Annotated in this window: 21 protein-coding genes and 1 pseudogene; 10 read left to right on the top strand and 12 right to left on the bottom strand. The window is 38.9% G+C overall.

Features of this window, described 5'->3' with window-relative positions; all coding sequences use genetic code 11:
* Nucleotides 1-897 (bottom strand): hypothetical protein, encoded by an 897-nt coding sequence (locus tag R5R67_RS00260; RefSeq protein WP_042075174.1) that lies wholly within the window; start codon nt 895-897, stop codon nt 1-3.
* A gap of 221 nt (nt 898-1118) precedes the next feature.
* On the opposite strand from R5R67_RS00260, the gene R5R67_RS00265 reads away from it, so the two are divergent.
* Nucleotides 1119-1340, top strand: a complete 222-nt coding sequence (locus R5R67_RS00265; protein WP_000541019.1) for a hypothetical protein — start codon at nt 1119-1121, stop codon at nt 1338-1340.
* On the opposite strand, the gene R5R67_RS00270 is transcribed toward R5R67_RS00265, so the two are convergent.
* From R5R67_RS00270 to R5R67_RS00275, 3 genes and pseudogenes are all read right to left on the bottom strand, one after another.
* Nucleotides 1333-2532, bottom strand: a complete 1200-nt coding sequence (locus tag R5R67_RS00270) for a tyrosine-type recombinase/integrase (protein WP_002053261.1) — start codon at nt 2530-2532, stop codon at nt 1333-1335. The two genes, R5R67_RS00265 and R5R67_RS00270, sit on opposite strands and share 8 nt — an antisense overlap.
* A gap of 219 nt (nt 2533-2751) precedes the next feature.
* A pseudogene (locus R5R67_RS19710) lies at nt 2752-2823 on the bottom strand (hypothetical protein); the annotation flags it as partial.
* Nucleotides 2824-3026: 203 nt separating this feature from the next.
* Nucleotides 3027-3890 (bottom strand): hypothetical protein, encoded by an 864-nt coding sequence (locus R5R67_RS00275; protein ID WP_000037370.1) that lies wholly within the window; start codon nt 3888-3890, stop codon nt 3027-3029.
* A gap of 330 nt (nt 3891-4220) precedes the next feature.
* On the opposite strand from R5R67_RS00275, the gene R5R67_RS00280 reads away from it, so the two are divergent.
* The gene (locus tag R5R67_RS00280) at nt 4221-4793 is read left to right on the top strand and encodes a TetR/AcrR family transcriptional regulator (protein WP_000043989.1); all 573 of its coding nucleotides are present in this window, start codon (nt 4221-4223) and stop codon (nt 4791-4793) included.
* A gap of 216 nt (nt 4794-5009) precedes the next feature.
* Here the strand turns inward: R5R67_RS00280 and R5R67_RS00285 are convergent, their stop codons facing one another.
* The 5 genes from R5R67_RS00285 to R5R67_RS00305 all read right to left on the bottom strand — a co-directional run bounded on the left by R5R67_RS00285 (nt 5010) and on the right by R5R67_RS00305 (nt 11831).
* Complete coding sequence (locus R5R67_RS00285; RefSeq protein WP_025466904.1) at nt 5010-5573, bottom strand: TetR/AcrR family transcriptional regulator; 564 nt, start codon at nt 5571-5573, stop codon at nt 5010-5012.
* Nucleotides 5574-6181: 608 nt separating this feature from the next.
* Entirely contained in the window at nt 6182-8236 is a 2055-nt protein-coding gene (locus tag R5R67_RS00290) for a GGDEF domain-containing phosphodiesterase (RefSeq protein ID WP_000510211.1), read from the bottom strand.
* A gap of 330 nt (nt 8237-8566) precedes the next feature.
* Nucleotides 8567-9583, bottom strand: coding sequence for a ketol-acid reductoisomerase (gene ilvC, locus R5R67_RS00295; RefSeq protein WP_001165443.1), 1017 nt, complete (start codon nt 9581-9583; stop codon nt 8567-8569).
* 32 nt (nt 9584-9615) lie between these two features.
* A complete protein-coding gene (gene ilvN / locus R5R67_RS00300; RefSeq protein ID WP_001215920.1) occupies nt 9616-10107 on the bottom strand; it encodes an acetolactate synthase small subunit in 492 nt (163 codons plus the stop codon).
* Nucleotides 10107-11831 carry an acetolactate synthase 3 large subunit gene (locus R5R67_RS00305; protein WP_000422094.1) on the bottom strand — a complete coding sequence of 575 codons (1725 nt, stop codon included), beginning with the start codon at nt 11829-11831 and terminating at the stop codon, nt 10107-10109. The genes ilvN and R5R67_RS00305 overlap by 1 nt, the downstream gene beginning before the upstream one ends.
* Before the next feature lie 504 nt (nt 11832-12335).
* On the opposite strand from R5R67_RS00305, the gene R5R67_RS00310 reads away from it, so the two are divergent.
* The 7 genes from R5R67_RS00310 (at nt 12336) to R5R67_RS00340 (ending at nt 21890) form a co-directional block, all read left to right on the top strand.
* Nucleotides 12336-12671, top strand: coding sequence for a DUF4124 domain-containing protein (locus R5R67_RS00310; protein ID WP_001054480.1), 336 nt, complete (start codon nt 12336-12338; stop codon nt 12669-12671).
* Between the two features lie 186 nt (nt 12672-12857).
* Nucleotides 12858-15482, top strand: coding sequence for a leucine--tRNA ligase (leuS, locus tag R5R67_RS00315; RefSeq protein WP_000155773.1), 2625 nt, complete (start codon nt 12858-12860; stop codon nt 15480-15482).
* Nucleotides 15483-15509: 27 nt separating this feature from the next.
* On the top strand, nt 15510-16019 hold the full coding sequence (gene lptE, locus R5R67_RS00320) for an LPS assembly lipoprotein LptE (RefSeq protein ID WP_000549819.1): 510 nt from the start codon (nt 15510-15512) through the stop codon (nt 16017-16019).
* Between the two features lie 19 nt (nt 16020-16038).
* Nucleotides 16039-17028, top strand: coding sequence for a DNA polymerase III subunit delta (holA, locus tag R5R67_RS00325; RefSeq protein ID WP_000762831.1), 990 nt, complete (start codon nt 16039-16041; stop codon nt 17026-17028).
* 107 nt (nt 17029-17135) lie between these two features.
* Nucleotides 17136-18476, top strand: coding sequence for a MacA family efflux pump subunit (locus R5R67_RS00330; RefSeq protein WP_001124207.1), 1341 nt, complete (start codon nt 17136-17138; stop codon nt 18474-18476).
* A 2-nt stretch (nt 18477-18478) separates the two neighbouring features.
* Nucleotides 18479-20473, top strand: a complete 1995-nt coding sequence (locus R5R67_RS00335; protein ID WP_000165904.1) for a MacB family efflux pump subunit — start codon at nt 18479-18481, stop codon at nt 20471-20473.
* 22 nt (nt 20474-20495) lie between these two features.
* On the top strand, nt 20496-21890 hold the full coding sequence (locus R5R67_RS00340) for an efflux transporter outer membrane subunit (RefSeq protein WP_168079880.1): 1395 nt from the start codon (nt 20496-20498) through the stop codon (nt 21888-21890).
* Nucleotides 21891-21959: 69 nt separating this feature from the next.
* Here the strand turns inward: R5R67_RS00340 and R5R67_RS00345 are convergent, their stop codons facing one another.
* The 3 genes from R5R67_RS00345 to orn form a co-directional block, all read right to left on the bottom strand.
* Nucleotides 21960-22763 (bottom strand): enoyl-ACP reductase, encoded by an 804-nt coding sequence (locus R5R67_RS00345; protein ID WP_002027450.1) that lies wholly within the window; start codon nt 22761-22763, stop codon nt 21960-21962.
* Nucleotides 22764-22899: 136 nt separating this feature from the next.
* A complete protein-coding gene (locus R5R67_RS00350) occupies nt 22900-23631 on the bottom strand; it encodes a Bax inhibitor-1/YccA family membrane protein (RefSeq protein WP_001191562.1) in 732 nt (243 codons plus the stop codon).
* A 155-nt stretch (nt 23632-23786) separates the two neighbouring features.
* Nucleotides 23787-24353, bottom strand: a complete 567-nt coding sequence (gene orn, locus R5R67_RS00355) for an oligoribonuclease (RefSeq protein ID WP_000099436.1) — start codon at nt 24351-24353, stop codon at nt 23787-23789.
* 125 nt (nt 24354-24478) lie between these two features.
* Between orn and rsgA the strand changes: the two genes are divergently transcribed.
* Nucleotides 24479-25537, top strand: coding sequence for a ribosome small subunit-dependent GTPase A (gene rsgA / locus R5R67_RS00360; RefSeq protein ID WP_001174001.1), 1059 nt, complete (start codon nt 24479-24481; stop codon nt 25535-25537).
* Nucleotides 25538-25623: the final 86 nt, after the last annotated feature.

A 25623-nucleotide genomic window follows, 5' to 3' on the forward strand; every position in this document is an offset into this window, starting at 1 on the left:
TTAAATTGGATTCAATATTTCCTTCAATATTTCAGGCTGTTCCCTCAGCCAATGAATGATCGTTTCATCCAAATACACGGTGTTGTTATATGGTATTTTGTAATTCAAATGCTTAAGCATGAATGAAGGATTTTTTGAATGAAGAATACTGTCTAATTTTTTAATTTCAGTTTGAATTTTATCGATCTTTTTAGCTCTTACAGCAGATGTTACTTTTTTACGTTTTATTGAATTATCTAAAAGTGGTTCAGACTTGAGCGTATCTTCTTGTTCAAGTTTTTGAAGCTCCGCTTGCATCAAGTTCATTTGAGATTTGATCCAAATGAGATCATATTTTTCAAACTCTTTTATTAATATAGGAATTATTGAAGTGACCGCCTGATTCAGGCTATCCCATTTATGCCCACGTTGAGCAAGTTGCTCACGTAAAACGCTAAGTATTATTTCACGTCTTGGGTATAAATTTTTAGTGTGACTTGCCATCGCTGCCCTTACTGCTTTGGCTTGTCTTTCAAGCGTCGAGTTATAGATTAAATATAGCTCTCCACCCAATGCATCCACATACGCCATTAAAATGTTTGAATAATGATTTTTTTGGAGCGTCTTTTTTAACTGATCCATCCCTTGTCTTAAGCTATTGATCTGAGTAAGAAGTTCAAAAATTTGAGTAGGCTTAAAAGGAATTGATTTAAGATCGCCACTCGCCTCTATCAGACTTAAGGCTTGCTCACTGAGTGAAAAATCATTATCTTTCATTCGAAGCATAATTTTTTCTTTCATAGCTGCATATAATGGATTCCCAAACTCTGCCACCAAATCACACTGATAGTAGTAACAGAAATTTTCAACAATGTTTTGTTCAAGTAATGCTAAATCTGAAGTTATTTTTGATTCCATAATTTTTTAATCCTTTATTTAACAAAACATTATAACCTGATAATGCTAAATTTTTTTTATACATGAGTACTGATCTACTTTAATCCTTTTCTAAATTTTATAGTGACCTCATCAACAAACAGAACTAATGACTTAAAAATACGCGTTGCTCTCTGACCTGTATTTAAAGCTGGAAATTAGTTCTTTCATCTAATTGTTATTATTACAAAAGGATCAAAGGTATGGGCTACTTAACATCTAAAGAAATTCGCCACAAACTTAAAAATTGCTCTCCTTCAACATTATGGCGTTACCAACAACCTAATCAAAAAATGTTCGAACAACCGATGCCACAACCTATTAAAAAATGTGCTGGCTCTTCTAGTCTTTGGGATGAAGAAATGTTTAATGAATGGCTACTCAAATATTTCAATAACAACCAAATGAGTAATCTGTCTAGCTAGACAGATTACTTAACTTTTTCCACCATTTTTTATAAGCTTTCGACATCTCTTTTTGATAATCATAATAGTCATATGTCCCCTGTTCCCCAGGCATCACATGACCAACCATCAGTTCCGCAACATCCCTACTCGTAAACGCACTGAAATTTGTCCTTGCTGTACGCCGTAAATCATGCATAGACCAATGATCCATTTCAAATTTATAATTCTTCCTTGCAAATTGCATGAAGTTATAAGGGGTATCTGTTGGCCCACTACGCCCCATTGGCTCTTTGCCATTTTCATGTGGGAAAATGTATTCAGAATTACTCAAATCCATTGCAGACTGAAGCCACGGTTTGATCTCATCAATAATAGGTCGAACAATGTCCCCTTTACTTTCTCCTGTCTTATGATTTTCATACGGTACTGTCCATGTATTTTTACTAAAATCAAAATCTGATTTCCGTGCAAGCCTCAACTCACTATATCGATTACCATAAAACAAACATAACTTGAGAAATAAAACATTCCTTAATGATGTTCTAGACTCATCACAAATTTTAAAAATTAAAGACAACTCATCATCTTGTAATACTCGAACAGTTTTATTTTTCTTAATATTCAAGTCACGTTTTCCAGTGATATGTCTTATAGGGTTTTGCTCAATTAATTTTCGATTGATCCCCCAATCCAAACACTGCTTTGTATTCGTAAGAATGCGATCAGTTATCGATGGCGACTGTTTAAATTGCTCTTCTAGTAAATCTAACCACATATGTAATGTGATTTGCTCAGCAGGTATGCCACCTAACTTTGGGAAAACATAAAGTTCAAATGATCTCAAATATTGATCTGCATTCTTTTTATTAGGAATACTATATTTCGCATGCCACTCACGAAATAACGCTTCAAAAGTTATAGCCTCTGTGATCTTGTGAAGTTCTACTTTTTTATGAATACGTGGGTCATGTCCCTTTTCTAAAATTGCTTTCATTTTCTGCAATTCAATACGAGCTTCTTTAAGGCTCATATTTGGATAGGTTCCCAAGTCTAAACGAGCTTGCTTATCGTTATATCGAAAACGCATCTGAAAAGTGAGCTTTCCTTTTTGCGATACACGAACGCTCAATCCATCTTGATCAGGCTCTGTATGTATAGCTGAACGTTCACGATCTAGATTCTTCTTAAGCCAAGTATCTGTTAAAGGCATTTTACTCCACCTGTGTACATATTTTTTTCAAGTAGCTAATTCTAGAAAATATGTACACACATATGTACACAAACATACTGACTAGACTTGAAATCCATTGAACGGGGTTGAAAGATATATCAGATAAAGAATAGCAATATTTTTATATTTTTACAGTACTTACAATGATTTTATTATTATATTTGAAATAGGTTGAATGGGCTTGAATAGATATCAAATATTTGGGTGGGAAATAATAGCAAATGTGCGTCGTTGAGCGACCTGTGCCGCTAACTCATCTTTAAAACTCATGAAATACACCTACTGCGGAGATTGCAGTGCCAAAGATCTAAAGTCGATCAAAATAAAAATTGGCGTAATTGTAGCAGATTTATAGGTCCTGTTTAGAGATTGTTGAGTTGTCTATCCGTGTTTTCATATTTGGAATATTTTTAATTGAGCCATTAAAAAAGCCTGTTCACTATAAACAGGCTTTTACGAATAAACTGAACAGCTTATGCTAATTTCTTTTCTTCAATAAATTGGACATCGGCAATTTGTGCATCCCAAAACTCAGTCCACAGTGCACAATAATCAAGACATAGTTGAGTCAAGCTTTCATAATCATCTTTGGTAATGGCTTGAGCCAACGCAAACCAAAGGTCATCCTGATGGTCATCATCAGCAGCTTCAGCTGTTTCATCTGTTGAAACGCCGTGTACATGGTAATAACCACCACCCTCAACATCGATATTTACAAACTTGGTTGCTTGTCGCAATGGTGGGCTAAAAAGAATAACTTCTTCTTCTGCCACCGCCAATAATGCCACCACATTAATATAACGATCGTAAGAAGCTTCTAAAAATGTTCTCACCTGATCTGCAATTTTTGAAGGTTTATAATTACGGCGGTCAGCCTCAGTCAAACCATAGTCATTTAGCAAATCTTCATATAATGGATAATGTGCATATTCAGGGTTGCCTAAATAATAATGATCTTTATCTAAACCCGGTCGAAAACCAAATTCATCTAATATATTTAAGCTCAACAACACCCGTGGAAACATTTTAGCACCCGAGTGAAGCTTTGGTTCCAATTGTTTTGTCAGAAACTGCGCCTTTAATAAAGCATCGGTAAAAATCTGAACAATGGCATGACGATATTCTAAATGAATACGAGTCAGGGTTTGTTTATCAAGATAACCGTTATTTAATATTTCAATTGCAGGGTGTTTACTTACTGGTAATTGCGCAATTTTATTCCTTAATTGTTTGAGAAACTGTAAGTTTTCTTCCCATTGTGAAGCGGGAATACTATCTTTCATCCCCTGCAATGCTTTTTCTCTTGGATTATTAAAGTCTTCAAATTTTTTTGACATAATCATTCTCAATAAAAAGTTTTTCTTATAGTTAAGCTAAAGGCTATCCCTCTATTTCCATTACGTATTCGAACGTAAAAAGGATAAATTCCGTATACCCATACTTAACGAATTGATATTATGTTTATTATCTCAACAAATCAATGGATTAATTAATATTATTTAAAAAAGTAAACTATTGCCAATAAAATATTTATTTCTTTATTTATCAAGGCAAACCAAGCTATTGAATAAATATAATTTTTTAAATATCATTAAATAAGTTTTATTTAAGCTTTCATACTTTACAATAGCAAAGTTAATCAAAAAATATCTATGACGGGGCAACCAATGTCAAAAAGAGAAACGATTATAACAACAGCAATGACCCTTTTTAATCAGAAAAGTTATACCTCTATTGGGGTAGACAAAATTATTGCTGAATCTAAAGTTGCAAAAATGACTTTTTATAAGTACTTCTCTTCTAAAGAAGTTTTAATTGAAGAGTGTCTTCGCCGAAGAATTTTAGAAGTTCAAACTTCTTTATTAGATAAAGTTAATAGTGTAGATGTCCCATTAAATAAACTAAAAAGTATTTTTAATTGGTATATCGACTGGATTAACACTGAAGATTTTAGTGGTTGTTTATTTAAAAAAGCAACGATAGAAGTCCTGCAGCTCTATCCTTCTATTAAAAAACAAGTAAATAAATATCGTGAATGGATTTACAGTTTAGTTTTATCTATATTTTTAGAGTTAGAAATTGAAGATCCAAAAGTATTAAGCAGTCTTTTTCTTAACATTATAGATGGGCTTATTATTGACGGGACTATTAACAAACCAGAAATTAACTCTGAAGAAACATGGTCTTATATAAATAAACTCATTGAGCTTGAAACAAAACAAAAATATGAAGCCGCTTAAAAAAATTTAATTATTACGGACCTTTACCATATTATAAGTTTTATTTTGAAGATGAGAGGAGCTGTAATACCTGCTCTATCAGGTGATCAGATCTGTTTTTTATCTGGTTCAATATAAAGTTCAGGCCGATATGTTTTAAAAGCATAACCGCCTGAACTCTATATAAATTTAGTTATTCTAAATATATCAATTAATAAACATATAGATTTTAATAAATTAATCTTTAAGAAAAATACCCTTTAAAATATAAGTAAATAACAGTTCTCTCGTATCACCCCTAGTTTCATCTAGCAGCTGAATAATGGCACCATCTAATGTAAATAAAAACATATCGCTATCGCTTTTCGTAACATCTTTCTTCACAGTTAAAAGCAATTTATAAACTTCAGTAGTTAACCAATGCCGATATTGTACAACCACTTGATAGGCTGCGGGGTAGAGTTTTTCAATTTCAAAAATAGCCCTAAATAGCAAGTGGTAATAACCATCCAGATTAGTATGTAAAAAGAAAATCTTTTTGAGTTTTTCACGCAAGATTAAATCTTTTTGTATGTAAATGATTGAGCGCACTTGTTCTTTTAAGACGTCTTTTTGAAAGTGTAGGCACATTTCAATAAGCCGTTCTTTAGAGTGGAAATAGTTATAAAACGAAGCTTTTGGCACCTCTGCTTCTCGCACAATGCGGTCTACTCCTACGTTATGAAAACCATGTTTATTAAAAAGATATCGAGACTTATGGAGCACGCTTAACGCGCGAAATGAGAGATCTGAATATGGCATATAGTTACCGTTATAAAATAATTTCTTGTTGTGTATAAATGAGATAAAACGGCTGCAACTTTTGCTCTAAGCAAAAAAAGCATGCAAAGGCCCCAAAGACTGCCCTAACGCATCTCAAGTTTTATTGTTGATATGATTTTTTAGTCGTGAAGAACTGACGCCTGAAAACCTAAAGGTGATCAAACTGCATTCAAGACTAACTGGGAGGTGTAAAAATAGTATGCACAGCCAACTCCTTATTTCGGGAGTTCTGCCAAAGCATTAATAAAAGATTATGGTGGCAGAACGAGCAAGGGTTCGCAGACTGATAGTAAAGAATCAGCACACCCAAAGGTGTCCCTCACTCGTCCTACCGCAACGAGCGAGGGACGATTGTACACACAAGACTACTCCTCAGAGGGAATAATCTGATGCCTTTACTAATCGGTCTGCGACAACCGGCTGGCAATGTAGGCCAGCAGGCGAAGGATAATCTGAGAGTTTAGAAGTGTCAATGTGGAATTTATGACAAGTTTTAAAAATTCTTATTATTTTTCATTAGATTAACTAAATTATTATTTTAGATATTATATCAAGTAGTATTTTATAAATTTAACCAAATATTTAGGTTAAACAAAATGAGCGCCTTGCGACTGAATCAGTTGCCCTACATTTACAGGCATACCCAACAAATAACCTTGGAACTGCTGACAGCCCAAGCGCGTTAAAATCTCAACTTGTTGCTGTGTTTCCACCCCTTCGGCTGTTACGGTTAAACCTAACTTTTTCGCCAAATGAATAATACTTTCTAAAATGACTTCTTCTTTTGAGCCTGGTTTTAAATCGACAATAAAACCACGGTCAATTTTAAGTTCATCAACTGGTAAATCTTTTAAATATAAGAAGCTTGAGTGCCCTGTCCCAAAGTCATCAATTGCCACCCGAATACCCATATCGCGCAGTCGTTCACAAGCACGAATGCTTAAGTCGATATGCCGCATTGCGGTTGATTCGGTAATTTCAATAATGAGGTGATGCGGCTGAATTTGGTATTTTTTTAATAAGCCTTCGAGAGTACTAAAGAGCTTTTTATTTTCGAACTGCAAGGCCGATAAATTGACTGCGATAGGATAAAACTGCGTATTGCTACGTTCCCATTCCTGAATTTGTTGGCAAGCTTGCTCAAGCGCCCAATATCCCATTGGAATAATTAAACCTGTTTTTTCCGCGCCACCAATAAACATATGCGGTGTCAGCATACCTAAAGACGGATGGTTCCAGCGAATGAGTGCTTCTACTCCACAAATCTCAAGATTGGTATTAAATTTTGGCTGGTAATAGAGAACAAATTGTTTTTCTTCGACTGCTTTGTATAAATCATTGATCAGTTTTGACTGACTTCTTGTTTCTTGTTGATGGGTAGAATAACTAAAGACGGTATAAGTATTGCGGCCCTGCTCCTTAGACATCAGCATGGCAGCATCGGCATTCATCAGCAGGTCTTGAACATTTTGCCCATGTTCAGGGAACAGTGCGATACCTAGACTTGCTGAAATATTAATTTCTTTACCGGAAATTTGGTAACTGTCTTGAATAAGATGTAATACTTTTTCAGCAAGTTGCATTGCCTCTTCAGTATCAGTGTTTTCAGCAATTAGTAAAAACTCATCCCCACCAATTCTAAGCAATTTACATTTTTCATTGAGTTGCCAATGTAAACGATTGGCCATTTGTATAAGCAGTTGATCACCAATGTGGTGTCCAAACGCATCATTTACCGATTTAAAACGGTCTAAATCAATATAGAGAAAAGCAATTTTTTGGTCTTTATAACGGTGATCTGACAGGAGGACTTCGGCGTAATCCACTAAATAAAGTCGGTTTGGTAATTTAGTTAAGTTATCTTGAATAGAAAGGTTGGCTAATTCTTTATTGGCTTTGCGCAGTTCTAGATTTCGCTGGTTCAGTCGTTGTTCCAGCACGGCAACAATAAAACTCGCGACCAGCACCAGACAGGTAACCAAAATAATTGTAAATAGCAGCAAGTCATGTTCAGCCTGATATTGGCTTACAAACTTATCGGTAATATTTGTCGAAATAAGTGCCGTATAGTGCATCCCCATAATACTTAGGGTCATCATCACTGCAAAGGCTAATTTTAAACTTATACGGTGACGTTCACTTTCTTTTAATTTATAGGCCAGCAAGAAAGCTAGCCCCGACCCGCTCATGGCAATTAAGACAGAAAATAAAATAAGAAAGGAAGTGTAGTCTTTCTTATAAATATCAATATTCCAGCCTAACATACTCACATAATAAGAAGCAGAAATTCCAATTCCCATAATGACTGAGCTTAAAATGAGTCTAAATATAGGAAGTGTAAAACGAGAAGTCAGCCAAATTGCGACACTTGAAAGTACAGCACTAATGCCAAAAGCCAGTGTAATTAAAGGAACGTTCGAGGAAGCTGCTTCAAATAAATGGTAAGCATGCATGCCGACAATATGGACAATACTAATCGCTGCTGCGAGTAATAATCCATTGAGTAATAAAATAAACGGCTCAATCTTTTTATAAGTTTGCTTAAATATTAACTGCTCCATGGAAATCACAATATAGCAAATAGCGCCAGCCGCAATAAAAGAGCCGACGATCAATGTGCTATCGTAATCAACATGACCCATATTGGACTTCCATGATTATTCAATACTTTTTTTTATTTTGTTCAACTCATTGCACAAAATACAATTAAACACGTTAAAGAAAAATTAGTAAATTCGACTTTTTTAGTCAGTTATAAACAATAACATTATCTAACATTTGGTCAAGTATTTTTTACTTTAGAAATCAATAAAGTAAACAAAAATTAAGCATCCAATTATATGAAAAATATAGGATTTCTTAAGTCTAGGTCAATTGACCTTAATGATGTTTTTTTAAACTTGTTTTAGGGGCTAATAAAATAAAAAACCCTGCATTTAGCAGGGTTCTTTTAAAAACAATAGAAAAGAGAATTAGTTTTTCTCTTTGTCTACGATCTTGTTCGCTTGAATCCAAGGCATCATCGCACGTAATTTAGCACCAGTTTGTTCAATACCATGTGCAGCATTTTGACGACGACGAGCTGTCATAGATGGGTAGTTCAATGCACCTTCTTGGATGAACATCTTCGCGTATTCACCAGATTGAATACGTTTTAATGCATTACGCATTGCTTCACGAGACTGTTCATTGATTACTTCAGGACCAGTTACGTATTCACCGTACTCAGCATTGTTAGAAACTGAGTAGTTCATGTCAGCGATACCGCCTTCGAACATCAAGTCAACGATTAACTTAAGTTCGTGTAAGCATTCGAAGTAAGCCATTTCTGGTGCATAACCAGCTTCAACCAAAGTTTCGAAGCCCATTTTCACAAGTTCAACTGCACCACCACAAAGAACTGCTTGCTCACCGAATAAGTCAGTTTCAGTTTCTTCACGGAATGAAGTTTCGATAATACCTGTACGGCCACCACCTACGCCAGAAGCGTAAGAAAGCGCAACATTACGTGCATTACCAGAAGCGTCTTGGTGAATTGCGATTAGGTCAGGAACACCTGAACCACGTTGGAATTCTGAACGTACAGTGTGACCAGGAGCTTTAGGCGCAACCATGATTACGTCTAAGTCTTTACGTGGAACAACTTGGTTATATAGAACAGAGAAACCATGAGCAAATGCTAAAGTCGCGCCTTCTTTGATGTTTGGCTCAATCACGTCACGGTAAAGTTGTGATTGGAATTCATCTGGAGTCAAAATCATTACGAGGTCAGCTTGCTTAACTGCTGCTGGGACTTCAGCAACTTTAAGACCAGCGTTTTCAGCTTTCTTCCAAGAAGCTGAACCAGCACGTAAACCTACAGTTACGTCTACACCTGAGTCTTTAAGGTTAAGTGCATGAGCATGACCTTGAGAACCGTAACCAATAATCGCAACTTTCTTGCTTTGGATGATTGATAAGTCACAGTCTTTATCGTAAAAAATTTGCATTTGTGTTCTCCGCTAAAATACTTTTTAAAAAATTAAATGGCTAAAACTTTTTCGCCACGGGCGATACCTGATACACCTGAACGAACGACTTCAAGAATGGTGTTTTCTGCAAGCGCATCGATAAAACCATCTAATTTTTCAGTTGTCCCTGCTATTTGAATGGTATAGGTCGTTGGTGTCACGTCTACAATTTGCGCACGGAAAATATCCGCAGTGCGTTTAATTTCAGCACGTGAAGCACCCAATGCTTTTACTTTGATTAGCATGAGTTCACGCTCAATGTGTGAACCTTCTGATAAATCAACTACTTTGACCACCTCAACAAGCTTGTTGAGCTGTTTCGTAATTTGTTCGATCTTATGGTCATCGCCATAAGTCGTTAACGTCAAACGCGATAATGTCGGATCTTCGGTTGGTGCAACATTAAGTGTTTCAATGTTGTAGTTACGTTGACTGAATAAGCCCACCAAACGAGAAAGCGCACCAGCTTCGTTTTCAACGAGTACAGAAATAATATGTCTCATTAAATGCGCTCCCCTTTAGAAATCCACATATCACGCATAGATTGACCTGCAACCTGCATTGGATAAACGTGTTCGCTACGGTCAACCATAACGTTGATAAATACGCATTTATCATTGATTGCCATTGCTTCTGCAAGCTTAGATTCAAGTTCATCGGCATGATTAATTTGAATGCCTACATGACCATAAGCTTCCATTAACTTGGCAAAGTCAGGTAGTGACTCAACATAAGAACTTGAATGACGACCTTCATAGTTCATATCTTGCCATTGTTTCACCATACCTAATGCACGGTTATTCAAGCACAAGATTTTTACGTTCAAGCCATATTGTTTACAGGTTGAAAGTTCCTGAATACACATCTGAATTGAAGCTTCACCCGTAATACAAACAACTTGCTGGTCTGGGAAAGCAAGCTTCGCAGCCATTGCATAAGGTAAACCAACACCCATGGTGCCAAGACCACCTGAGTTGATCCATTGGCGAGGACGTTTGTACTTATAATAAAGTGCACCAAACATCTGATGTTGACCTACGTCAGAAGTAATAATGGCATCGCCATTGGTCACTTTATATAAAGTTTCAACAACTTGCTGTGGCTTCATAGTGCCATCAGATGGATTTTCATATTTCAAACCATGAACTTTGCGCCATTCATTGATTTGAGACCACCAAGCTGCAATTGCTTCAGGATTTGGTTTAGACACATTTAATTGTTTTAACTGTGCCAACATTTCTTGAAGAACTGGCTCTACTGCACCAACGATCGGAATATGCGCCATAATCGTTTTTGAAATGGTTGCAGGGTCGATATCGACATGAATCACTTTTGAGTTCGGGCAGAACTTGGCTGGGTTATTTGTTACGCGGTCATCAAAACGCGCACCAATCGCCAAAATTACGTCTGCATGGTGCATTGCCATATTGGCTTCATATGTACCGTGCATACCTAACATGCCAATAAACTGTGGGTCATCGCCCGGGAATCCGCCTAACCCCATAAGTGTGTTAGTTACCGGATAACCAAGTAAATGTGCAAGTTCGGTTAATAACGCAGAAGCATTCCCTTGTACGACACCACCGCCTGTATAAATAACAGGACGTTTTGCAGTTAGTAATTCATCAATTGCTTTACGAATTTGACCAGAGTGGCCGCGTGAAGGTGGTTGATATGAACGCATCTTCACTTTTTCAGGGTATTCGTATGCAAACTTTTCTGCAGGGTTAGTCGCATCTTTAGGAATATCGACTACAACTGGACCAGGGCGCCCACTTGATGCGATATAGAATGCTTTTTTAATAATTGCAGGGATTTCACTTGCGTGGCGGACCTGAAAGCTGTGTTTCACGATAGGACGTGAAATACCAACCATGTCAGTTTCCTGGAAAGCGTCTTCACCAATCAGATGTGATGCAACCTGGCCAGACAAAACCACCATTGGGATTGAGTCCATATAAGCTGTTGCAATTGGAGTTACTGTATTGGTTGCGCCTGGACCAGAAGTGACCAGTACTACGCCAGTCTTACCTGTAGCACGCGAGTAGGCATCTGCCATATGACCAGCAGCTTGCTCATGGCGCACGAGGTAATGATTGATTTTGTCTTGTTGAAATAGCGCATCATAAATATGTAATACTGCGCCGCCTGGATAACCAAAAACATGTTCAACGCCTTCGTCCGCAAGAGCGCGAACGAGCATTTCACCACCAGATAAAAGTTCCAACGTGATTCACCCTAAAATCTTATATCACTATTTTATGGAAGGCATAAATAGTGTTTCATTCATTGAATTGTCTGCACTGTTATAGCACACATATTGTCTAGTTTTCGTTGCAATAGAAAAATTTCTGTTTTTCAGCCGTATAAGCTGTTTTAACATTAATAAAGCATGTCTGGATATACATACTTTAGTAAAATCAATCTCTCGGCTAGAGAGAATGTCTATTACAAAACATGACAGTTATTCGAAGGGTGATCGAGTAAATGCATATAAAACTAGAGAAAGCATTTTTGTTGTTTCTATATACAAAGTCAAGAATAAAGAAAAGGTTTTTCCATAAAAAAATTTAGCTGCTGCTTTTTTAATCTAATATTAAATCGTGAATTTACTCTTCTTAGCTCATTATTTATTAAAAATTCATTATTTTTATATAAAACGATCCATTCTAAATTGCTTATTTATAAAGTTTATTTAAATATAATCAGTTTACATTGGGGAAGAACTGATATGAATTTATCTTATTTAAAAACAAGCCCATATATAGCCGTTACAACAGCAATTTTACTTTGCTCGAGTCAAAGTCAGGCACAGCAATATTATAAATGGATGGATCAAAGTGGCTCGACACATTACACCATGACGCCACCACCTAAAGGAGCGAAACATTTGAACAAAGTTTCGACTTACGGCAGTCAACCATTGTTGAAAAATCCAACATCAAACTCAGAACATCCATCTCAGGATAAAGATAAAGTCGTGCAAGAAGTAACTAACGTAGCAGTGGAAAAAGGTGCACCTGCTGTCCAGGTCCCACCTGCCCCGTCTGTATCGGCACCAAGATAATTAAAATGAGAGTGGTGAATATTTTTACCACTCTTCGATTATTTAAAATAAACAAGAATAGATTGGGAAATTTTATAGCGCAGATTAAAAGATAAAATCCTGCTCTAAAAACTGACATTTTCCTCTATTTTGCGCTATGCTGTGCAGCAATCTTTCATTTCAATTTTCGTTGTATAGCTTACGTCTATGACTATTTCTCACATTGACCCAGAATATCAAGCAAACACGATTGAACCATCAGTCCAACAAGATTGGGAAAATCGTAAAGTCTTTAAAGTTGCCGACACTGTCGAAGGTAAACATCGCTACATCCTGTCAATGTTCCCTTACCCAAGTGGCAAACTGCACATGGGTCATGTGCGTAACTATACCATTGGCGATGTAATTAGCCGTTTTTACCGTTTAAAAGGCGAAACCGTATTACAACCTATGGGTTGGGATGCATTTGGTTTGCCAGCGGAAAACGCTGCAATTGCCCATAAAGTTGCTCCGGCAAAATGGACATTTGAAAACATCGCTTACATGCGTGACCAATTAAAAAAATTAGGTCTATCTGTAGATTGGGACCGTGAATTTGCAACGTGTACACCAGAGTACTATCACTGGGAACAATGGTTGTTCGTTCAGCTTTATAAAAAAGGTTTAATCTACCGTAAACTTTCAACAGTAAACTGGGACCCGGTTGACCAAACAGTTTTGGCAAACGAACAAGTTGAAAATGGTCGTGGCTGGCGTTCAGGTGCATTGGTTGAAAAACGCGATATTCCAATGTACTACTTCCGTATTACGGACTATGCACAAGAATTATTAGACGACCTAGACACTCTACAAGACGGCTGGCCTCAACAAGTGTTGACCATGCAGCGTAACTGGATTGGTCGTTCGACAGGTATGGAAATTACCTTCCCATCTGCCAATACTGAAATTTATGCTGACGGCTTAACTGTTTATACAACACGTGCCGACACACTTATGGGTGTGACGTACGTTGCCGTTGCAGCAGAACACCCTCTTGCGCTTAAAGCTGCTGAAAATAACCCTGAATTGGCTGCATTTATTGAAGAATGCCGCATGGGTTCAGTTGCAGAAGCTGACTTGGCTACAGCCGAGAAGAAAGGTATGGCAACAGGTTTGTTTGTAAAACACCCTGTAACTGGCGAAGAGCTTCCTGTCTGGATTGCGAACTACGTATTAATGTCTTACGGTTCTGGCGCAGTAATGGCTGTACCAGCACATGATGAACGTGACTTTGAATTTGCTAACAAGTTCAACTTGCCAATTAAGCAAGTCATTGATGCCAAAGGTGCTGACGATGCAGATTATTCTGCTACCGAGTGGCAAGAATGGTACGGTTCTAAAGAAGGTAAACTTGTTAACTCTGGCGAGTTTGACGGTCTAGAATTCCAAGCTGCATTCGATGCATTCCTTGCGAAATTAGAACCACAAGGTTTAGCAAATTCTAAAGTTCAATTCCGTTTACGTGACTGGGGTGTTTCTCGTCAACGTTACTGGGGTTGCCCAATTCCAATGATTAACTGTGATACTTGTGGTCAAGTCACAGTTCCTGAAGATCAACTTCCGGTTGTATTACCAACTGATGTTGTTCCAGATGGTTCAGGTAATCCACTAAATAAAATGCCTGAATTCTATGAAACTAAATGTCCTTGCTGTGGTGGCGATGCACGCCGTGAAACAGATACATTGGACACATTCGTAGAATCATCTTGGTACTACGCACGTTATGCATCTCCAGACTTTACTGGTGGTATGGTAAAACCTGAAGCAGCTAAAAACTGGCTTCCTGTAAACCAATATATTGGTGGTGTTGAACACGCGATTCTTCACTTACTTTATGCACGTTTCTTCCACAAATTAATGCGTGATGAAGGTGTTGTACAAGGTAATGAGCCATTTACCAACTTGTTAACTCAAGGCATGGTGCTTGCAGATACTTTCTATCGTGAAGCAGAAAATGGTAAGAAAACTTGGTTCAACCCTGCTGATATCGAATTAGAACGTGATGAGAAAGGTCGCATCATTTCTGCAAAATATTCAGGTGATGGTCAAGAAGTGATTATCGGCGGACAAGAAAAAATGTCCAAGTCGAAAAATAACGGTATTGACCCACAAGCCATTATTGATCAATACGGCGCAGATACAGCTCGTGTATTTATGATGTTTGCTGCTCCACCAGATCAATCTTTAGAATGGTCTGATGCAGGTGTTGAAGGTGCAAACCGTTTCTTGAAACGTGTATGGCGTCTGGTAGCAAGCTTCCTTGAAAAAGGAAACTCTGCAACAGCAATCGATAAAGCAAACTTGTCTAAAGATGCTCAAGATTTACGTCGTAAGACACACGAAACCATTCAAAAAGTAAGTGATGATATTGAGCGTCGTCATGCGTTCAATACTGCAATTGCTGCATTGATGGAATTGTTAAACGCAAGCAATAAGTTTGAAGCAAAAGATGACAATGACGTTGCTGTAGAACGTGAAGCAATCACCACATTGTTAACTTTACTTGCTCCATTTGCTCCGCATTTAAGCCAGACTTTATTGGCTCAGTTTGGTACGGACTTAACAGAAGCAACTTTCCCTGAAGTTGATGCTTCTGCATTAACCCGCAATACTCAAACGATTGTTGTACAAGTAAATGGTAAACTTCGCGGTAAACTTGAAGTTTCTGTTGATATTTCTAAAGATGAGTTATTAGCTCAAGCGAAAGCATTACCAGAAGTTCAGCAGTTCTTAACAGGACCAACCAAAAAAGAGATTGTGGTTCCAAACAAATTGGTTAACCTCGTGGTTTAATTACAGGTATTAATGAGAGGATCAAGCATGCACTTAGCCCAACGTTTAGCCGCTGTTGTTTTAACCTTAGGCCTTAGTGCAGGCTTAGTCGGGTGTGGTTTCCATTTAAAAGGAACCAACCCGACTGCGACTCCACTTGTTTATAAAAAATTAAGCCTTGAGTTACCGGCAAAAACCGATGACCTTGAAACACAATTAAAAGTGTATTTAACGGCAAATGGTGTTCAACTCAGCAATGACAACGACGCCTATGTTCTTCGTGTTTTAGAATACACGCCTCGTCGTCAGCTTCTAAATGGTAAACTTACAGAAGTGTTATTACGCTTGACTGTAACTTTCCAAATCGAAGATCGTCAAGGTAATAAAATTACAGAGCCGCGTACTTTAACCGCAGCTCGTAGTTATCAATATGATTTGGCAACGGTCAACACTGAGAACCAGCAAGAGAGTTACTTGCAACGTATTGTAATTGATGACCTTGCACAGCAAATTACTCGTCAAATTTCAGCCAATCGCTTACCAAAAGCTCAACCATAGACGTATCTTTTCTTAAGTAATGAAACTTGACTATTTACAAGCCCTCAAACGCATTCCGGAAGCTCGGGGTGCGTGGATCCTGCATGGACAGGAACCTTTATTAGAACAAAATTTACTCGACACTTTCCGCAAAAGCTGGCAGCAACAAGACATTGAAAGACAGCGCTACGATATTAGTAGTGTAAGTGACTGGAAAAATGTCTTTAATGCACTGAACAGCCTATCTTTATTTTCTCAGCAACTTGCGATTGAAGTTCACGGCAATATCAAGCCCGATGCCAATGGTTTAAAACAGCTAAAAAGTTATATCCAGCATAATGAAACTAACCTGCTGTTAATTGTTTTACCCAAACAAGACAGTAGCAGCTTAAAATCTGCTTTTTTCCAAGTTGTTGAAGCGAACGGTGTGGTGGTTGCCCTTACTGCTAACTATCCGCAAGACCGTCAACGAATATTAGCCGCTGAGGCTGAGAAGTTAGAAATTCAACTCGACAATGATGCTTGGCAGTGGCTCATGCAGCATCATGAGCATAACCTGCTCGCTGCTAAAAATAGCTTGATGCGGGTAAGAGATACTTTTCCAGACCAGAAACTAATTCAAATTGAACAGTTATATGCATGTCTACAAGATCAGTCTCGTTACACCACTTACGATTTAAGCGATGCGTTATTAGAAGGTAATCTTGCTCAGTCCATTAAGATCTTTCAATATTTAATCGGTTCCGGTGAACCGGAAAGCTTAATCTTATGGACATTAAGTAAAGAAATGCGTTTATTAATGCAGTTGTTTGAACAACCACATAATGCATTACAACTGGGTATATGGAAAACAAAAGTTAGCTTATACCAACAAGCATTAAGAAGACTCAATCCACAGCAATTTTTGGGATGGTCTGCCCTGCTTTTACAAATTGATGCCGCAATCAAAGGCATGTCCAATGAGAATGCCCAACATTTAATGCAACAAGCCATTGCCGAGCTGTGTGGAAAAACATTATTTATACATTAGGGCAGCCAAATCATTTGCCTGCTTTATTGAAATATCATAAAAATTCACGTTTTATCCTCATTTGACTCTTATACTAAGTTAAATTTTAGACTTTTCGACCTCTCGCCATGCCAAAAATAAAGCCAATTAAACTCGTAATTATTATCGTCTGTATCGCCATTATTGCTGTCTTAGCTTGGAAATTCTTAAAGCCTAAACAACAGCAACCTCAATATATTACAGCAGAGGTAACTCGCGGGGATATTGAGAATAATGTACTTGCAACCGGTACACTTGATGCAACCAAGCTTATTAGTGTGGGTGCTCAGGTATCTGGTCAGGTCAAAAAGATGTATGTACAGCTTGGTGATCAAGTAAAACAAGGTCAACTTATTGCACAAATTGACTCGACCACCCAAGAAAACAGTTTAAAAACATCTGATGCTAATATTAAAAATTTAGAGGCACAGCGTCTTCAGCAAATCGCTTCTTTAAACGAGAAACAACTCGAATATCGTCGTCAACAACAAATGTATGCTCAAGATGCAACACCTCGTGCAGATTTAGAGTCGGCTGAAGCTGCTTATAAAACAGCTCAGGCACAAGTTAAAGCATTAGATGCCCAAATTGAATCTGCAAAAATAACGCGTTCAACAGCACAAACTAATATTGGCTATACACGTATTGTTGCACCAACTGATGGTACGGTTGTTGCGATTGTGACTGAAGAAGGTCAAACGGTAAACGCAAACCAAAGTGCTCCTACTATCGTCAAAATTGCAAAACTTCAAAATATGACGATTAAAGCACAGGTGAGTGAAGCCGATATTATGAAAGTGGAAAAAGGTCAGCAGGTCTATTTCACGACCTTAGGTGATGAAACCAAGCGCTATGCAACCTTACGTCAAATTGAACCTGCTCCAGATTCGATCTCTAGTGAATCAAACAGCACCACAAGTTCAACAACAAGCTCAGCTGTTTACTACAACGCTTTATTTGATGTTCCAAATACGGACGGCAAATTGCGTATTGATATGACTGCACAAGTTTATATCGTATTAAATTCAGCAAAAAATGCCTTATTGGTTCCATCTTCTGCGTTAAGTAGCAAACAATTTTCTGGCCAAAGAAAACAGGGTCAATCGGCAGATAAAGCGAGTTCTACTCCAAGTGCAGAACGCAAGCATCAAGGTAATGGTGTTCGTTTAGAACGCTTAAATTTAACTCCTGAACAAAAACAACTTATTGAACAAGGCAAAGCAACACTAAGTGTAGTTCGCGTTTTACAAGCAGATGGTACGACTAAACCAACACAAATTTTGGTAGGTATTAATAACCGTGTAAATGCACAAGTACTTGCCGGATTAAAACAAGGTGACCAAGTTGTGATCGCTGATAGTTCAGAAAACTCTGCAGCTTCTGCAAACAGTGGTAATAACCGTCGCCGTAGCGGTCCAATGGGAATGTAAGCATGACAAAACAAGCTTTGCTTGAAGTCAGCAATCTGGTCCGGGAATTCCCTGCTGGCGAAAGCACGATTCAAATTTTAAAAGGCATTGACCTGACCATTTATGAGGGTGAGCTGGTTGCTATTGTTGGCCAGTCCGGCTCTGGTAAATCAACGCTCATGAATATTTTGGGCTGTCTGGACCGCCCAACAAGTGGTAGTTATAAGGTTAATGGTCAAGAAACCGGTAAGCTAGAGCCCGACCAGTTAGCGCAGTTACGCCGTGAATATTTTGGTTTTATTTTCCAGCGCTATCATTTACTGGGTGACTTATCAGCTGAAGGTAACGTTGAGGTTCCGGCTGTTTATGCTGGTGTTACTCCAGCAGACCGTAAACAGCGAGCTACTGCCCTGCTCACGGAGTTAGGTTTAGGTACTAAAACGCAAAACCGACCAAGCCAGCTTTCAGGTGGTCAACAGCAACGTGTATCAATTGCACGTGCCTTAATGAATGGCGGCGATGTGATCTTGGCCGACGAACCAACAGGGGCACTCGATTCACATAGCGGCGTTGAAGTGATGCGAATTTTGCGTGAACTCAACGCGGCTGGCCATACGATTATTTTGGTAACGCACGATATGCAAGTTGCAAAGAATGCAACGCGCATTATCGAAATTAGTGATGGGGAAATTATTAGTGACCGTCCTAATGTTCCAGACCAATCTTTAGAAGAAGTTAAATCTGATCCAGATGCAGCACCTGCTTTACAAAATAAGCAGAAAAAAGGCAAAAGTATTTCGGCTTGGCGTTCAACCCTAGATCGCTTATCCGAAGCCTTTCAAATGGCTTTACTGTCCATGAATGCCCACCGCATGCGTACTTTTTTAACTATGCTGGGGATCATTATTGGTATTGCCTCTGTCGTAACGGTGGTCGCACTGGGTAATGGCTCTCAACAACAGATTTTGAGCAACATTAGCAGTTTAGGCACCAACACAATTACGGTATTCCAAGGTCGTGGTTTTGGTGATAACTCCAAGACAGCCAATTTTAAAACGCTGGTTCCTGCCGACGCCGATGCATTAATGACACAACCTTATGTCAGTGCAGTCAGCCCGATGGTCAGTACATCCAAGACCATGCGTTATCAACAAAATGAAGCAAATGCGACTATTAACGGTGTAAGTAACGATTATTTCGATGTAAAAGGTCTAGTTTTTAAAGACGGCCAAACCTTTGATCAACGAAGTGTCCGCGACCGTTCGCAAGATGTAGTCATTGATACCAATACGCAAAAACAATTCTTTAGCGATGGTACTAACCCAATCGGGCAAGTCGTGTTACTGGGTAGCGTGCCAGCTCGTATTATCGGCATTGTAGAACCTCAGACCAGCGGAATGGGTTCGGATGACACGCTGAATGTATATATGCCTTATACCACGGTCATGAGCCGTATGTTAGGGCAAGCGCATGTCCGTAATATTATCGTACGTATTAATGATAAATACTCGACCAGTGCTGCTGAAAACGCCATCGTTAACTTATTAACCCAACGCCACGGTGCCCAAGATATTTTCACCATGAACAGTGACAGTATCCGACAAACCATTGAGAAAACCACAAGTACTATGACCCTCTTAGTATCAGCAATTGCTGTAATTTCTCTGGTAGTTGGTGGTATCGGTGTAATGAATATTATGCTGGTTTCGGTGACTGAACGTACGCAAGAAATTGGTGTGCGTATGGCTGTGGGTGCTCGACAAAGTGATATTTTGCAGCAGTTCCTGATTGAAGCAATTTTAGTATGTTTGATTGGTGGTGTACTTGGCGTACTGCTATCACTTGGCTTAGGACAACTGATTAATAAGTTTGCCGGTGGCAACTTTGCTGTCGCCTATTCAACCACGTCAATTGTTGCTGCGTTTGTGTGTTCAACATTGATTGGTGTCGTATTCGGCTTCTTACCTGCCAAGAATGCAGCAAAACTTGACCCTGTTGCAGCACTATCACGAGAATAAGGAAAACTGCATGTCTTTTTCTATGACTAAACTTAGCGCAGCACTTCTCCTCACTAGTTCTCTTGTGGGATGTGCCGCTGTAGTAAAAACACCTTACCAAGCACCAGCTGTACAAGTTCCGGGTAGTTTTCAGTACGATAAGGCTAAAGCTAAAACAGCATCGGTTGAGCAATATTCTGACCGTTGGTGGACATTGTTTAGAGATACACAGCTCAACCAACTCGTAACTAATGTTTTAGAGCGCAATAGTGATTTGGCTGTTGCGGGAATCACACTCAAGCAAGCACGCTTGCAAGCTGATTTAACCGCGAATAAACAAGGCTTACGGACCAACTCTAGTGTTTCTACAGGACATTCTTTCGACTTAAATTCGGGAGATGACAGCGCGAAAGGTTTATCAATGAGTGCTGGGGTGAGCTATGAACTTGATTTGTTTGGCAAGCTTGCTCGTCAAACTGAAGCAAGTAAATGGGAAGCCTTAGCAACCGAACAAGATCTTCAAGCTACTGGTCAAAGTCTGATTGCCACTACTGCGAAACTCTACTGGCAACTCGGCTATTTAAATGAACGTTATGCAACTGCGCAGCAAAGCTTAGCCACTTCGCAAAAGCTTTATCAATTGGTTCAAACTCAGTATAAAGCAGGTGCAGTTTCAGGCTTAGACCTTACGCAAGCCGAGCAGTCTGTTCAAAGCCAAAAAGCAAGTTTAAGCCAGATTGAGCAACAGCTTGTTGAAACGCGTACAGCCATTGCTGTGTTATTGCATGAGCCAGTACAGCAACTCAATATTCAAGAGCCACAGCGTTTACCACGTACAGCGCTGCCTGCTATTGGTGCGGGTTTACCAGCGGATATTTTGTCACGTCGCCCAGACTTGCAAGCAGCTGAGCTTCGCTTGAGAAAAGCACTAGCAACTAAAGATGCAACTAAAGCAAGCTACTACCCGTCAATTAGCTTAACCAGTAGTTTAGGTTCAAGCAGCACATCGTTAACGGAGTTATTACGTAACCCTGCCCTTACGCTTGGAGCGAGTTTAAGCCTACCGTTTTTGCAATATAACGATATGAAAAAAGATATCGCGATTAGCAACCTAGATTATGAAAAAGCGATTATTCAATATCGCCAAACGCTTTATCAGGCTTTTGCTGATGTAGAAAACGCGTTATCAAGCCGCACAGAACTCGACAAACAAGTAGCGTTACAAGAGCGTAATGTCGAACTTGCAGAAAAAACTGAACGTTTAACTGAAGTCCGCTACCGTTATGGCGCTGTTGCGTTAAAAACACTTCTTGATGCACAGCAAACTACACGTACTGCGCGCTTGAGTCTTGTTGAAACCAAACAAAGCCAATACAACGCTTATGTTACCCTTATGCAGGCATTAGGCGGTTCACCTGTAAAAGAACTGCCGCAATAACTTGCGCCCAGTAAAAAAGCCGTAGTCCTTCAACTACGGCTTTTTTTATGTCTGAATAAATCTTAAGACTTATTCATCATCCATCATAGATTGGCTCATACCTACAGTATTGAAACCAGCATCTACATATAGGATTTCACCAGTAATACCTGAAGCCCAAGGTGAGCATAGGAATAACGCTGCATTACCCACTTCTTCAATGGTTACGTTACGTTTTAATGGCGCAACTTTTTCGTTAGCATCTAGCATTTTACGGAAAGATTTAATACCAGAAGCAGCCAAAGTACGAATTGGACCCGCAGAAATTGCGTTTACACGGATACCGTCAACACCCAAACTTGATGCCAAGTAACGAACGCCAGCTTCTAAAGATGCTTTTGCCATACCCATTACGTTGTAGTTAGGCATAACGCGCTCAGAACCTTGGTAAGTCAAAGTTAATAAACAACCTTGGCGAGCTTGTAATAAAGGTTTTGCAGCACGTGCCATTGCAACAAAGCTGTATGCGCTAATGTCATGAGCAATTTTAAAACCGTCACGGTCAGTCACGTCAGTAAAGTCACCGTCAAGCGTGTGTGCAGGTGCAAAGCCGATTGAGTGCACAACACCGTCTACGCCGTCCCAATGTTTTGCAAGTTCCGCAAATGCATTATCAATTTCAGCATCAACGGCAACATCACATGGAAACACAAGCTTAGAACCGAATTGCTCAGCAAACTCATCTACACGTTTTTTTAATTTTTCGTTTGGATAAGTAAATGCAAGCTCAGCACCTTCACGGTGTAATGCTTGTGCAATACCATAAGCAATTGATAATTTACTAGCAACGCCTGCAATCAAAAAGCGTTTACCTGCTAAAAGTCCTTGTGTCATGCCGATCTCACTCAAAACAATTTTCAGCATAATGCCAATATTCAACGTTTTTCGAAATTGCATAATGCATCTTTTTTCAAAAATCGCACGAAAAAAAATCGCTCCGATTTAGGAGCGACTTTTTACCGACTCATTTCTAGTCGTCAGACAATAAGCCAAGTAAACGTAAGAAAGAGATATACATCCATACTAAAGTTGCAAGTAAGGCAATACCACACAACCATTCCATGAATTTTGGTGCACGATATGCTGCATTAGTTTCGATCAAATCAAAATCTAAAATTAGGTTCAGTGAAGCAATCACTGCAACAAAAGCAGCAAAACCAATACCTAACCAGTTGCTTTCAAAAATATAAGGAATGCTTGAGCCAAACGCTAAACGCATCACCATCTGCACGATAAATACAATAAAGATCGCCAGAGATGCAGAGATCACAACTGATTTGAACTTTTCAGTTGCGCGTATGATTTGAAACTTATATAGACCAAACATCACCAAAGTCGTGACGAAAGTTGCCAATAAAGCTTGAAGAGGAACGCCCGGATATTTCAACTGGAAAGTAAAAGAAATACCACCTAAGAAAGCCCCTTCAAATAAAGCATAAGGAATTGCCAAAGTTGGAGCAGTTGTTGGTTTAAAAGTCGTAATTAAAGCTAAAACCAAGCCGCCAATTGCACCCACAATTGAAGCCGCATAAGCAATACCAACATTTGCAGTAAAGGCTGCATAGAAAAATAAAGCGACACCCACTGCGGCTGCAATGATGGTCAACATCACAGATTTTTGAATCGCACCTTGCACGGTCATCGGTTGACTATAGTCACTGACCGTTTCAACGCGTGTCAGTATCGGGTTATTACTTTGCATAAATGCTCTCTTTTTATAATAAATAAACTTAAAACATCATTTTAAGCAAAATGAATATGAAAGCCAAATTCCCACTTGGCATTATTGTAACAATGTCCTTTAAACAATAAAAAAGGGAGCTTTCGCCCCCTTTTCTTCTTACTTGAATAACCTAATCAATCTTTACCGTCAGTATTCATAATGAAGAAGTATTCGCGGTAATACTTAAGCTCAGAAATAGAATCACGAATGTCATCCATCGCCAAATGTGATGCATTTTTTTTCAGACCACTCATAATTTCAGGACGCCAGCGTTTTGAGAGTTCTTTTACTGTAGATACGTCAAGATTACGATAGTGGAAATACTGTTCTAGTTCAGGCATAAGACGATGTAAGAAACGGCGATCCTGACAAATCGAGTTACCACACATTGGTGAAACTTTTGGATTTACCCATTTTTTTAGAAATTCTAAAGTCTGTAACTCAGCATCACGAGCTGTCAATTTACTACGACGAACTCGTTCAATTAAACCTGACTGGCCGTGCTGACGCGTATTCCACTCATCCATTGCATTTAAAATACGATCAGGTTGATGAATAGCCAAAACCGGACCTTCGGCAAGTACATTTAAATGATCATCTGTAATAATTGTTGCAATTTCAATAATCTGGTCGTTGTCGGTATCTAAACCTGTCATTTCCAGATCAATCCAAATTAATCGTGTATTTAAAGTACTGCTCATGAATGTACGTTCTAAAGTGCCGTAAAAACATCAATAGTAGCAAATTTCTTGCTTCTGCGCTGTAATTCCATACCAGCTTCGTGCTATTTTTGCGGTCTTCAAACAATGGTTTTTTTGGGATATGAATGGCTCTAATTCGTAAGCGTCGTTTAACTGAGCAACAGCAACGTCGTATTGAAAAACAGCATAAAACTCGCCAAGAAGAAGTCGATACTTCACAAGATCTAGATGGGCTGGTTGTACAGCACTATGGACGTCAACTTGAAGTACAGGCACTTTCTGTACCCGATCATCACCCAGAAAAACCGCAAGTCGCCGAAGGCGAACCAGAACCGTTTTGGAAACCCATTGAATTAAATAGCGTTTGGCGCTGTCACACCCGTACAAACCTTGAATTACTGGTCACTGGTGACCGAGTGAAGTGGCAAGCTGACCCTAATACAGGTTTAGGGATTATTACCGCAATTCATCCACGTACTTCATTACTTACACGCCCGGATCGCTATCACAAAGTAAAACCTGTAGCTGCGAATATCAGCTTAATCGTTATTGTTTTTGCCCCACTGCCAGAACCGGCACCTACTTTGATTGACCGCTACTTAGTGGCATGTGCAGATGCGAATATTCCGGCTCTTTTAGTGCTTAATAAATCAGATTTACTCACTGAAAATGATCCGATTCTCGACATGCTCAAAGAGTATGAAAATTTAGGCTATGAAGTCATGATTTGTCATTCTAAAGGTGACATCTCAGCATTGTCCCAGCGTCTTGATGGCGAGACAGTAGCTTTTGTAGGTCAGTCAGGAGTTGGGAAAAGCTCACTTATTAATGTGCTCATTCCAGATGCTGAACAAAAAACCAATATCATTTCTGAAAACTCAGCACTTGGACAGCACACCACGACTTCTACTCGTTTAATCAACTTTGGTAGAAATGGCGCCTTAATTGATTCACCGGGAATTCGCGAGTTTGGGCTTTGGCATCTCGATTTAGATAAAATTCGTATGGGCTTCCCTGAAATCGAAGCACATTTAGGTTCGTGTCAGTTCCGTAATTGCACTCATACTCATGAAAAGAACTGTGGCTTAAAACAGGCTGTTGAAGCAGGTGAAATTTTACCACGCCGCCTAGACAGCTTTTTACGTTTAATCGATGAGATTCAAGAAGCGCAGCAAAAAAACTAATTTTCTGCCCCATTTGCCCTTGAAGTGGTGATTTTGATCACCATCTATATACGCTATACTCTAGGTCAATTTTGTTTTTAATTTTT

Source organism: Acinetobacter sp. OYA S30, from assembly GCF_033599315.1.
In the GTDB taxonomy this organism is placed as follows: domain Bacteria; phylum Pseudomonadota; class Gammaproteobacteria; order Pseudomonadales; family Moraxellaceae; genus Acinetobacter; species Acinetobacter baumannii.